The following is a 13206-nucleotide window of genomic DNA, read 5'->3' as shown; positions in this document are numbered from 1 at the left end:
TTAAATTCCTCCTATTTACTTTAATTAATTATTTTTATTTTAACTTTAGTATTTATCTATAAACCTAAAGCTTCATTTATTAAATTAGCGATTTCTTCCACATTATCACTCTTTAAAAGAGAATCTTTAAAATCTTTATTTATTAATTTTCTTGAAAGAGACGATAATAATTTAAGGTGTATGTTTTCTTTACTTTTTCCTGGCATAAGCAAACTTATTGCCAACTTGACATTGTCCTCACCTTCATTCCAAACAACATTATCATTAAACTTTAGTACCACTACTGCTGGATTTTCAATTGCATCATTTTTAGTATGAGGTATTGCTATAGATTCTCCCAAATTTGTAGTAAATTGCTCTTCTCTAGCTACTAAGCCTTCGTATACTAGATTTTCATCTTCTGTTAAATTTAATTCTTTAGCTTTCTTAGCTATAAATTTTAAAACCTCAACCTTAGACTTAGCCTCAGTATTTAAAAATACATATTCTTTGTTAAATATGTTTGTTCCCATTGTTAATTTCCTCCTTAATTACCTATCAGTGCCATTAATTTATTAAAGTCACATATTTTAATAATTCCTCTTACTCCACCTTCATCTTTTATAAAATTGTAAAGGTATTTAAATATTGAAAAATTATGTTTTTCTTTAGTATTAAAAAATACCATAAATACTAGTTGAACTTCTTGCTTATCCCAAATTATTGGATTTTCAAGTATTCCAACTCCGATTATAGATTTTTTATCTCCCTTCACTATTGTGTGAGGTATAGCTACTAGATTTCCTATTTCAGTTGATGAAATATTTTCTCTATCTATTATACTTTTTATTGAGCTTTCTTCTATAAAGTCTCTTTCTTTTAACTTGTTTGAAAGCGAAAGTATAACTTCTTCTTTTGTATTTGCTTTTATACTGAAAAAAGCTCTTTCATCAAACATATTACTTATTATTTTTCTTCTTTCTTCCTTTTCATAAAAGGCTTTGTTTACGTTTTCAATTAGGCTATCATCAAATATATTTTCTATATATAAGACTGGCTTTTCATATCCTTTTAATTCAACTGTTGATACTACCAAATCAACATCTTGACCTATTGCCATATCAAGATATCTAAATGGATAAACACCTACAACATTTAAGTCACTTATATTCTGCTTTAATTTTTCAGAAAGAAGCTGACCTGTGCCTATACCATAATGACAAACTATACAAATTTTCTTACTTGTATTTTTTTTCATTCTTTCATTTGAAGCAGCAAAGTGAATAGCTATATATCCAAGTTCATCTTCATCTAATTTTAAATTAAATTCAGTTTCTAGCTTATTTGATAAAAACACAGCTAAGTTAAAAGCTATTGGAAATTTCTCTTTTATTTGATGAAGCAGAGGATTATTAGATTTTATATTAGCTTTTGCTCTATTTAAAAACCTCTTTATATGGTCAGATATCGCTATCATAAACTCTTCATCTTTTGTATAGTCACTTCCTGAAATAAGCAGTATATCTTGAAGAGCACTACTTATAACGCTACTTATTCTTTCTTCAATTTCACTTGCATTTTTTATTCCTTGTGCACCTCTATATGCTATTACACCAGAATAATTGGAAATATAAATTACTTCATCTTCAATAAGTTTAAATCCAACTTTATCAGATATTTCTTTCATAAGCTTTTCTATAAAACTGTAATTATGAAATCTATATCCTGTATCTATTAAATTTATATTTTTGCTATGACCTCTCTTACTTCTAAACACAGAAACTATTATTTTTGAAAGTAAAAGATTAAAGTCTTTATCTGAAATTATTGTTTCTTTTTCTCTTAAATGCTTTTCTAAAATACTTTCTATGCAATTTATATCGTTTTCACTGATATCATCCAAAAATACTTTGATTTTACTCTTCTCATCCAACTTTATTGCATAATCAGTAATCAACTGTCTTATATTAATTTCTTCACCATATATATAGCTTCCATAATAAGGTTTAGATTTTATAACTAAGTCATACTTTTCAAGTTTTCTTTTAAGCTTACTAGATAATTTATTTATGGCTGCTATACTTAGATTTAATTCTTCTGCCATTACTTCTATACTCATATAATTTCTGTTAATCAGCATACATATTATATTTGACATCCTTGCTTCTTCAGAATCATCCAAGAAACCATTTATATATTTATTTGCTTCTTTTACAGCTTTTGATATGTTGGTTTTAGAGCCACTTAGCTTATATCCTATACCTCTTGAAGAATCTATTTCTAAATCATACTTACTCAAAATACCATTTAAATCTGCTATATATCTTTTAATAGTTTTAGTAGATACATCTAATTTAATAGCTAGTTCATTTGATGTCATATATCCATCTTTATTGCTTAAACTTTTTACTATTACTGCATGTTTCTTAGTTATCATTGTATCACCTTCTCTTTGATTTCAATTATATATCAAATAAAATTTTAGTTGTATATATAATATGTCTATATAAGGGACATTTTGTATTTATATATTATTGCATAATGTAACTATTGCCTCCGCATAGATACCTATCGCAGTTATAAACCTATCTAAACTGGCAAATTCATTTGCACTATGAACATTTCCAAAACTACCATCAGGAAATTCACACCCAAATATTACTGAATTCTTCATTTCAGCTGCATAGCTTCCTGCACTGGTTACTCTAACAACACTTTTTGAGTCTCCAGAATACTTTACATATATCTCATGTAAACGTCTTACAAGTTTAGAATTCTCATCTATATAATTTGCTTGCTTTAAACTTTCCCCAATAAACTTAAATTTATTAATATTATTTATTTTTATATACAAATCAAATTTTTCTATTATTTCTTCAACTGTCAATACTTCAGGATACCTAACACTTAAAATTACTTCAAGCTTTCCTTCTTTTATATTTATTATTGTTGGAACTATTGAAAGAATTCCACATTTTCCTTCAACATTTAAGCCAAACAGTTTTCCATCTATATTATCTTTATTTATTAGCCTGTACAAATCTTTTGCCCAATCTTCATCAAGATTTTCTGCTAAAATTTTAATTGTATCTAATATGGGATTTATTGCTTTTTCAGGTTTAGATGAGTGTCCACCTTTCCCATTCACAATATACTTACCATCATTAAAACTTATTGAAACATTATTAAAATCAGAATTTATATAATCATTACTTAAATTTTCAATATTTTTGATATACACTTTATCTGGAATTGTATTAAACTCTATTCCACCACTTATATCTAGATATTTATCATCTATATCCAGCATTAGCTTTATTATCGCTCCGCCCTTTTCTCCATTTAATACAGGAAATTTAGCATCTGGAGTAAATCCATATACACCATGTGGCTCTTTGCTATAATAGTGCTTTATGCACTTAAATCCACTTTCTTCATTTCCTCCAGCAATTAATCTAACTTTTCTCTTTAAATCTATATTTAGACTTTTTATCATTTTTAATGCCAAAAAATTTGCTATCATAGGGCCCTTATTATCGGAAACACCTCTAGCAACTAATTTGTCACCCATAATATCTAGCTTAAATGGCTCACTATCCCATCCTTCTCCTGGATTTACAACATCACAATGCCCAAATATGTCTATATAATCTTTACCATCTCCATATTCAATATAAACAGCATGATTATCTATATTTTTAACAGTAAAATTATTTTCTCTACCTAAATTTTCAAACCACTTTAATGCATCATATACACCTTTTCCAAAAGGCATATCTTTAGATACAGTATTTTTATCATAAAAGGAAGGTATACTTACCCATTCCTCCAACAATTTCAAGAATTCTTTTTTATATTTTTGATTTTCTTCTTTAAATCTCTCCATGATTATCACTCCAATTTAAACCTTTATATTATATATCATAGTTTATCTTGTTTCATAAATCCTTATACTTTATGTCATTTCAAGGGACAAAACTTTTTTGCTATTGATTTTATAATCTATTTATATATAATTATTTGTAGGATAAATTTAATATCATAGGAGGAACAAGATTATGGAACCATTATTTTTAAAGCCTATTTTTATGGATAGAATATGGGGTGGTACTGCACTTAAAGATAAATTTAACTATGAGATAAAATCACCTACAACAGGTGAATGTTGGGCTATAAGTTCTCATAAAAATGGAGATTGTCTGATAGAAAATGGAGAATATAAAAATAAAAAGCTATCTGAATTATGGGAGAAAAATAGAGAATTGTTTGGTAATACACCTGGAGATAAATTCCCTTTGCTTACAAAAATACTCGATGCCAATGACAATTTATCGGTTCAAGTTCATCCAAATGATGAATATGCTCAAAAAAACGAAAATGGAGAATTGGGTAAAACAGAATGCTGGTATGTAATAGACTGTTCTGATGATGCAGAAATTATAATAGGTCACAATGCAAAATCTCGTGAAGAATTTATAGAAATGATAAATAATAACGAATGGGACAAACTGCTTAGAAAAGTTAATATAAAAAAAGGTGACTTTTTCTATGTTCCAAGCGGAACTATACATGCTATATGTAAGGGAACATTAATTTTAGAAACTCAACAAAACTCAGATACTACTTATAGAGTTTATGATTATGATAGAACTGATAACTTAGGAAATAAACGTGAACTTCATGTTCAAAAATCAATAGAAGTTACAAATGTTCCTCATACAGATTTTGATACTGATTATAAAATTGTATCAACACCAAACTTTAAATGTACAACATTTGTATCAAATGAATTTTTTAGTGTCTATAAATTAGATATTTTTGGAAAATGTGATTTTACTCACAATACACCTTTTTCTTTGTACAGTATCCTAGATGGAGTTGGTAAATTGATACACAATTCTATAGAGTATGATTTAAAGAAAGGTATGCATTTTATATTACCAAATAACTTTGGAAGTTTTGGATTTGAAGGTAATCTAGAAATCATATGTTCTCACATATAGATACAAAATACAATTAACATCAAAAAAAGCTAGACTATCATAAAAACTTATTTTTATGATAGCCTAGCTTTTTATAATGTACTCTATTAAATATAGAATATTTTATTTTACTTTTACAATTTAATAACTTTCTAATAATATATATCAGAAAATTCTATTTTTATTTTTTCTTGAAGATTGTATATTCTCTTATCTTCTGTATAATACTCATTACTAAAGCTTTTCATTGGCAGTGAGATTAAAAATTCTGTACCCTTATTAACTTCACTTATTACTTCTATATCTCCACCATGAAGACTTACTAGGTTCTTAACTATAGCAAGTCCTATTCCACTTCCTTCAGTATTTCTAGATAAAGTCTTGTCAACTTGTGAAAACTCTTCAAAAATCAACTCCAATTTATCTTGAGGTATACCAACACCAGTGTCTTTAACACTTATTATTACTTTATCAATTTTATAGTAGATGTTTACATATATCCATCCTCCATTATCAGTAAATTTAATACAGTTTGATAATAGATTTAGTATAATTCTCTCAATTTCAGCCTTGTCTACATAGACATTGATTTCTTCAAGCTCTGTATCAAATAGAATTCTTATATCTTTTCTGCTTGCATACTCTTCTATATTCATAAACAAATCTTCTATTACAGATACAATATTGTATTTTGCAAGTTTAAGTGTGTAAAATCCTGACTCCATCTTTGTCAAATCTATAATATTATTTATCAATCTTTGAAGTCTATAGGAACTTTGTCTAACTAAATCAACATGAGATTTAATATTATTATTATAGTCTTTTATTTTTTCACTTCTATAGAAAGAATCTACCAATTGATTTGAACTCGATATAACATTTAATGGTGTTTTTAACTCATGAGACATATTTGCAAAAAACTCAGTTTTTATTTTATCTGTTTTAAATCTTTCAAGTAATTCTTTTTCAGCTTGTTCAGAGTATTTTTTATGTGCTAAATCTTTTATAATAAGCATTATATATCTAGTGTTATATATCGAAAAAGGCAAGGCGCTTAATTCTACTTCTACTATATCATCATAATTATTTATTAATTCATATTCTAGTAAAAGTATACTCTTATTTTCATTTAAAACTTTAGTCATATTTTCAGTAAATTTCATTTTTTCTTCAGTATTTGCATTCATTAATATCTTAATATTAGAATCTTTTACATCATCTATACTTGTAAAAGATAGCATATCCAAAAATGATTTATTTGCATAATTTACACTTAAGTCTTCTCTTAACAAGCATATACCATCAGGTAGTATATCTATAAATCTTGAATAAGAGGATTGACTTTCTTCAAGTTTTATTTGAGATATCTTTCGAGAAGTTGTATCACGTATTACAATAATAGTTTTATAAGTTCCTTCATTATTATAATGAGAAAAACTCATCTCTACATATTTTACTTCACCCTCTATTACATACCTTTTTTCTATATTTTCTTCACTTTTACATATTGAGGAAAAATCGATGTTTTCTAATGTCTCTTTAAATATTTGTCTACATGCATTATTTACATATATTTTATTACTACCTTCAAGTACTACTATACCATCTCCAACACTTTCCAAAAAGTCTTCACTTCTCTTATTTGCTTCAATAACTTTTCGTTCGTATTCCTTTTTCTTAGTTTTGTCCTTTAATACACATAAGACTCCTTCTATTTGTGTAGCTATAATTAAAGGAGCAAATATAGCTTGGTAAACCTTATTGTCACTTGTATCAATAAATTTTTCTATATTTTTTTTATTGATAAATACATAATTAATGCTTTCTATTAAATCACTAAAATTTTTAACTTTATAACTTAATTTATCTTGTTCTTTATAATCTCCAAAAATATTTCTAAAACTTTTATTTGCATATGTAATTTCTCCATCCTTACTAAACACAACTATACTATTTACAGCAACATCTAAAGTAGATTGTAGTCGTAATTCTCTTTTTATAAGTATTTCTTTAAGTTCTTCTATTTTTTCTGTTTCATATATTAATTTTTTATTTTTTTCTTTCAAACTTTCCGTTTTTATTGTTAATTCTTCATTTGTATCATGTAATTCCAATGCTGTTTTCTTAATATTCTTAGATACTATATAATTATATAAATAATATAATGCTACATTTATTGTTATTTGTGATAACATACCTTCTATATGTATATTACCAATTACTATATGTAGTAAATTTGGAGCTCTTGATAAGATTGTTATTATTATTATTCTATTAAAAAACTTTTTCTCACTATATTCCCATTTATTTGCGTTTGAACTTGAGTTTAGTTCAATTCCACTCATAATAGAGACAATTATCATAAATATAGATGTAACAACCCCTAAAGTATAGTGTAATGTCCCTCTATCTAAAGAGTTACAAATTTCAGATATTATGAATAAAGATGATATTGTTAAAACTACAGTTACTACAAATAAAATTATGCTCGAATGAATTTGTTTATTATCCTTAACAAATTTAAAACTTAAATACACACCTAATATAGGAAATAAATCTGTCATTGCTGATATTGTAATGTTAATTCCAATTACAGCTTCTCCTCTAGTACCTAAACAATTAAATAAATATATACACTCCAATACTCCAGTTGCTGCAAATACTAATCCTAAAAATGTAGAAAATGAATCTACTTTAAATTTTGTAGTATTAAATATAATCATTCCTGTAGCTATTAAGAATGTAGCATATACAGCATGCAGTAAAATTTCATATTTATTTGTATCTTTTATAATAAATAACAAAAGCACTGAGCCCATTATTATAAATAAAAGGCTCATGTCTTCTCTTTCTTTTATATCTGGTTTCACAGCAGGTATTATATTCTTCAATACTTTACACTTCCTCTTAATTAATATTTTATACTAATTAATTTATACGATACTCGACATTATAATTCCTTCTTTATACCTCAAAGCAAAAACAGACATTTTCCGCTAAAACAAAATTCTTTTGTTTTCTACTCTTTTAGTTATTTTGTTTCTATCAAAGTTTTCTAATATAATCATACAGTTTTTTCTACTAGAATCTATCAAATCTCTGTATTCTCCTAATGTTATTTCCTTATTTTCTTTTATATAATTTATTAAAGTATTCTTTGCATCTTCATAAATATCTTTATCCATTATATACAAATCATCCAATTTTTCTACCTTGTTACCTATCATTGACTCTAATACTTCAGCATAGTTATGATTTCCTTCAGAAACTTCATCTATTGTCAATATTGAAGAAACTCCACATGATTTTAGCTTTTTTTCTATTTTTTTTGCTATTTCTCTTTGTTTGTCATTTAAGATAACTTCAAAATCAAATAATGATATTATATTATTTTCTATTTTTATAATATTTTCTGTAGATAATTTTTCTAATAAGATATCCATTTCTCTAGTCTTAAAATTACTTTCTACCTTAGACCTTACTTCTTCTTTTAACATACCTTTTCTCAATCTATACTTCTTATGGTACTCACTTAAAAGATTTATTGTACTTTCCTTCAGTTTATTGTATTGATTTATATGCATGTACATGTTTCCAATAAGCAATACTTTATTTTCTGATATAAGTATCTCAATAGCTTTTTTTACATGCTCTTCATGAGCACCACTATAACTCATTATTTCTTTTAGATTTGGATAATTTTTTAGATTTCTCTTTAAGTATTCTTCTATTATATCTTTAAGTTCACCTTTTTCTTTTATTTTTAATCCCTCTATAACTTTTTCATCAAATCTCTTATGCTTTTTAGGAGATGGGTCAATTATCACACCTCCACCTATAGTTTCCATTGGAGAATAACGTCTGACAACAAAAGTATCACCCTTCTTAGATACTATACTTTCTTCAAGTCTTAATTGAACATATCCATTCTCTCCGTTTTCAATTAAATCTTTATCTAGTGGAACTGCTCTACAAAGTATTTCTCTAGTCCCATGATACAATCTCAATCTATCCCAATGCTTTATCCCTTTTTCTAGATGATTTACCAATGATAATTTCACATCTAACATCATTGATTCTTCTAATGAATTTGGAGCAGCCAAAACATCTCCTCTTTTTATATCATCTACCTTTACATTTGATATGTTGATTGCTGTTCTTTGTCCTGCATAAGCTGTATCTTTACTTTCCCCATGAACTTGTATACTTCTTATCTTTGTTTTTAATACTTGTGGATATATAACCAAGTCATCCTCTATACTTATCTTTCCTTCTATTAATGTACCTGTTATTACAGTACCAAATCCCTTTATAGAAAATACTCTATCTATATTAAGTCTTGCTGGAGAATTTTCGTTTTTATCTTCTATTGCCTCACTCATCTTATCTATTTTTTCAATAAGAGTATTTATTCCTTTTTTAGATACAGAATCAACTTCAATTATTTCTGCACTTTCAAGAAAAGTACCTTTTATTTTTTCACAAACATCCTCTTTTACTAGTTCTCTAAATTCTTCGTCTACAGTATCAGATTTAGTCAAAACTACTATTCCATTTTTTATATTTAAAAAACTTAAGATGTCTAAATGCTCAACTGTCTGTGGCATAACACCCTCATCTGCTGCTACAACAAGTAAAACTATATCAAGTCCTGATGCTCCAGCTAGCATGTTTTTTATAAATTTTTCATGTCCTGGTACATCTACGATACCAGCCCTTCTATTGTTTGGTAAATCAAAATAAGTAAACCCTAAATTTATTGATATACCTCTCTTTTTTTCTTCATCCAATGTATCAGTTTCTCTTCCAGTCAATGCTTTTATAAGAGTTGTTTTTCCATGGTCTATATGACCTGCTGTTCCAATTACTACGTTTTTCATTTTTTGCCCCCTATCAAAGCTTCTATGCTTTTAATTTTCAATTAAAATTAATAGTATTACTATATCAAATTTAGTTAATTAAAGGCTTTTCTTAATTCCTCAACTACTACATCAAATTCATCATCAAATATAGTTCTTACATCTAAAACATATTTATTATCATATACTCTAGCTATTATATGAGCTTCACTGAGTCTTAATTTTTTTTCTAAAGATGATACATTCATATGCTCAGGAGTTATTGTTATTACCTTTGTGGCTATTGTTTCAAGAGGCATAGACCCTCCTCCTACCTGAGAGAATCCATCTTCTATGTTTATCTTAGCATTTAGATTTAAGGCAGTTATTTTTTCAAATAATTTATTTGCCTTTGCTTCTAATTCTCCAATGCTATATGTCAACATTTTTAAAGTAGGTATGTTTTCTACAGCCTTTGTTTCATCTAGGTACATCCTTAAAGTTGCTTCAAGTGCACATATTGTAAGCTTATCGACTCTAAGAGCTCTAGTAAGTTGATTTTTCTTCATTTTTTCTATATACTCTTTTTTCCCAACTATAATACCTGCTTGTGGCCCACCAAGCATTTTATCTCCACTAAAAGTAACTACATCCGCACCTTGTCTTATAGAATCTAATACAGTTGGTTCATAAGATAATCCATATTTTGATAAATCTATAAATACTCCACTTCCTAGGTCTTCTATTACAGGTAACTTATATTTTTTACCCAAACTAACTAGTTCTTCGATAGATACACTCTCTGTAAATCCCATAATTCTATAGTTACTTGTATGAACTTTCATCAATACATTAGTTTCTTCTGTAATAGCTTCTTTATAATCTTTTAAGTGTGTCTTATTAGTTGAGCCTATTTCCACTAATTCTGCACCACTAAGAGCCATTATACTTGGAATTCGGAAAGAACCTCCTACTTCCACTAACTCTCCACGTGATACAATTGCTTCTCCTCCTTTTGCCATTGTACTAAGTACAAGAAGCACTGCTGCTGCATTATTATTTACAACTAGTACATCTTCTGCACCAGTAAGTCTTTTTATTGTATTAGTTAAATGAGAATATCTTGAGCCTCTTTCTCCATTATCCAAATCATATTCTAAGTTTGAATATCTTGAAGCAGCACACCATAATTCATCTTTTATATCTTCACTAAGTAAAGACCTCCCCAAATTTGTATGAATAACTGTACCAGTTGCATTTATAACTTTTTTTAATGATAATGAGTAATTTAATTTAACTCTCTCTATTGAAGATTCTATTATCTCATCAAATTCTATTGTTACAGAATTAGATGCATCCTCTTTTAATCTTAAAATAAATTGTCTCTTAAAATCTATCACTTCTCTTACAGATTCTAAAACTAAACTTCTAGGATATTCCTCTATTATTTCTACTATTCTATTATCACTTAATACTTCATCAACTGAAGGTAACATTGCAAATAATTCTCTTTTGCTCAAAATAATCACTCTTTCTCTACATATAATATTTTATAAAACTTTAATATATTTTTCCCCTTTTTTCACTACAGAACCTATGATTTTTGCTTCTATTGCTCCATTTAACTTCATATCTCTTACAAGTTCTTCTGCTAATTCTTCTTTTACAGAAATCAATAACCCTCCAGAAGTTTGTGGGTCATATAAAATATCTTGAACTGCAACTTCTACATCTCCTACAATTTCTACATCTTTTGATACATAATGCATGTTTTTATACATCCCAGCAGGTATGATTCCCATTTCTGCCATTTCTACAGCACCCTCGATAATTGGAACATGCTTTGAATCAATTTCAATACTCACTTCAGAAGCTTTAGCCATTTCTAAAGCATGCCCAAGTAAACCAAATCCAGTGATATCTGTAACTGAATTTACATCAATTTTATCAAAACTCATTGCTGCATATTTATTTAAATGTATCATTATTTCTACTACTTTGTCACATACATGTTGTTCTACCATACCTTCTTTCATGGCTGTATTTAATACACCCACACCAATTGGCTTTGTTATAACTAACTTGTCGCCAGGCTTTGCAGTAGCATTTGATAAAACTTTATTTGGATTTACAATTCCAGAAACTGAAAGACCATATTTAGGTTCTTGGTCATCTACAGTATGCCCTCCGACTAATAGTGCACCACTTTCTTTTACTTTATCAAATCCACCTTTTAATATTTCTGCAAGTACATCCATATCATGACATGATGGAAAACAAACAATATTCATTGCAACTAAAGGCTTTCCTCCCATAGCATATACATCTGATAGTGAATTTGATGCAGCAATTTGACCAAATACAAATGGGTCATCTACCATTGGTGTAAAGAAATCCAGTGTTTGAATAAGTGCCATATCATCATTTAACTTATACACAGCAGCATCATCTGCTGTATCTAATCCTACTAATAAATTTTCTATATTATCATTTTTAGGCAGTTGAGATAAAACTGATGCCAGAACCTCTGGCCCTATTTTAGCTGCTCATCCACCTGCTGTTGTCATCTCTGTAAGTTTTTTTTGTTCCTTCTTCATAAAAGTACCTCCTTTACTAAATTTCCGCATATACACACATATACATACATATTTATAATACCATATCTATAAGTGAGTTTTGTATTATATTTTTAGTCTATACAAATTAAATCTTTTAGATTTTCGTATTTTTTATCTCCTATCCCATTCACATTTTTTATATCTTCAATTGAATCAAATTGTCCATTTTCTTCTCTATGTTGTAAAATTTTATTAGCTGTAGCTTCTCCAACTCCAGGTAAAGCATCCAGTTCTTCTAATTTTGCTGTGTTTATATTTATTTTTGATTTATCAGATAGATTTTTATTATTTTTACTTTCAGATTCATTTTTAGGTTCATTTTCTAGACTTGGCTTATTAGAATCGCTGTTGCTTGTAACAGATATTGTTTCTCCTATTTTAGGTATTATGTAATGTTGTTCATCTTCTAACTTTAGTGATAAATTAATTCCATTTAAATCAGCTTCTTTTGTTGTTCCACCTAATAATTCTACAGCATCATAAAGTCTCTTATCTGATTCTATAGTTACAATCCCTGGTCTATTCACTGCTCCACTTATGTATATAGTTATTTTATTAATTTGAATATTTTTATCTATTTTCCCCTCATATTTATTATGCTTATTTACTTCATTTTTAACTATTTTGTCTACCTTATCTGTTTTTTTATTATGTGAATTATTTTTACTTACAACATAAATATCTTCTTTGAAGACATCTAACCGATTAATGATTATTGCTGACAATGTTAAAAAACATACCATAGAAAACAAAATAATTTTTACCTTTTTTTTCATATATTAATCACTC

Annotated in this window: 9 protein-coding genes; 1 reads left to right on the top strand and 8 read right to left on the bottom strand. The window is 27.5% G+C overall.

The features are described from left to right. Positions 1 to 56: 56 nt before the first annotated feature. The 3 genes from IC214_RS11410 to IC214_RS11400 form a co-directional block, all read right to left on the bottom strand. The gene (locus IC214_RS11410) at positions 57 to 512 is read right to left on the bottom strand and encodes a PTS sugar transporter subunit IIA (protein ID WP_227432545.1); all 456 of its coding nucleotides are present in this window, start codon (positions 510 to 512) and stop codon (positions 57 to 59) included. Between the two features lie 14 nt (positions 513 to 526). Continuing rightward, a complete protein-coding gene (locus IC214_RS11405) occupies positions 527 to 2416 on the bottom strand; it encodes a BglG family transcription antiterminator (protein ID WP_227432544.1) in 1890 nt (629 codons plus the stop codon). Positions 2417 to 2503: 87 nt separating this feature from the next. After that, positions 2504 to 3865 carry a Sapep family Mn(2+)-dependent dipeptidase gene (locus tag IC214_RS11400; protein WP_227866671.1) on the bottom strand — a complete coding sequence of 454 codons (1362 nt, stop codon included), beginning with the start codon at positions 3863 to 3865 and terminating at the stop codon, positions 2504 to 2506. Positions 3866 to 4037: 172 nt separating this feature from the next. On the opposite strand from IC214_RS11400, the gene manA reads away from it, so the two are divergent. Then, the gene (gene manA / locus IC214_RS11395) at positions 4038 to 4982 is read left to right on the top strand and encodes a mannose-6-phosphate isomerase, class I (RefSeq protein WP_227482861.1); all 945 of its coding nucleotides are present in this window, start codon (positions 4038 to 4040) and stop codon (positions 4980 to 4982) included. A 131-nt stretch (positions 4983 to 5113) separates the two neighbouring features. Here manA and IC214_RS11390 read toward each other — a convergent pair whose 3' ends face one another. The 5 genes from IC214_RS11390 to IC214_RS11370 form a co-directional block, all read right to left on the bottom strand. Further along, positions 5114 to 7852: a PAS domain-containing sensor histidine kinase gene (locus tag IC214_RS11390; protein WP_227866670.1), complete on the bottom strand. Its 2739-nt coding sequence runs from the start codon at positions 7850 to 7852 to the stop codon at positions 5114 to 5116. Between the two features lie 105 nt (positions 7853 to 7957). Further along, positions 7958 to 9841, bottom strand: coding sequence for a selenocysteine-specific translation elongation factor (gene selB / locus IC214_RS11385; protein ID WP_227432540.1), 1884 nt, complete (start codon positions 9839 to 9841; stop codon positions 7958 to 7960). Between the two features lie 74 nt (positions 9842 to 9915). Then, positions 9916 to 11295 carry an L-seryl-tRNA(Sec) selenium transferase gene (gene selA / locus IC214_RS11380; protein ID WP_227866699.1) on the bottom strand — a complete coding sequence of 460 codons (1380 nt, stop codon included), beginning with the start codon at positions 11293 to 11295 and terminating at the stop codon, positions 9916 to 9918. A gap of 54 nt (positions 11296 to 11349) precedes the next feature. After that, entirely contained in the window at positions 11350 to 12396 is a 1047-nt protein-coding gene (selD, locus tag IC214_RS11375; protein ID WP_227432539.1) for a selenide, water dikinase SelD, read from the bottom strand. Between the two features lie 92 nt (positions 12397 to 12488). After that, positions 12489 to 13193 carry a DUF655 domain-containing protein gene (locus IC214_RS11370; protein ID WP_227432538.1) on the bottom strand — a complete coding sequence of 235 codons (705 nt, stop codon included), beginning with the start codon at positions 13191 to 13193 and terminating at the stop codon, positions 12489 to 12491. Positions 13194 to 13206 lie beyond the last annotated feature (13 nt).

The sequence above is a fragment of the Clostridioides sp. ES-S-0190-01 genome (assembly GCF_020658275.1).
Classification (GTDB): domain Bacteria; phylum Bacillota; class Clostridia; order Peptostreptococcales; family Peptostreptococcaceae; genus Clostridioides.
Note: the sequence above shows the minus strand (reverse complement) of the source record. Positions and strands in the feature narration are given on the sequence as shown.

Coding starts and splice junctions, on each gene's coding strand:
- IC214_RS11370 (WP_227432538.1), bottom strand. CDS start 13,193: ATGAAAAAAAAGGTAAAAATTATTTTGTTTTCTATGGTATGTTTTTTA.
- selA (WP_227866699.1), bottom strand. CDS start 11,295: ATGTTACCTTCAGTTGATGAAGTATTAAGTGATAATAGAATAGTAGAA.
- IC214_RS11405 (WP_227432544.1), bottom strand. CDS start 2,416: ATGATAACTAAGAAACATGCAGTAATAGTAAAAAGTTTAAGCAATAAA.
- IC214_RS11410 (WP_227432545.1), bottom strand. CDS start 512: ATGGGAACAAACATATTTAACAAAGAATATGTATTTTTAAATACTGAG.
- selB (WP_227432540.1), bottom strand. CDS start 9,841: ATGAAAAACGTAGTAATTGGAACAGCAGGTCATATAGACCATGGAAAA.
- IC214_RS11400 (WP_227866671.1), bottom strand. CDS start 3,865: ATGGAGAGATTTAAAGAAGAAAATCAAAAATATAAAAAAGAATTCTTG.
- manA (WP_227482861.1), top strand. CDS start 4,038: ATGGAACCATTATTTTTAAAGCCTATTTTTATGGATAGAATATGGGGT.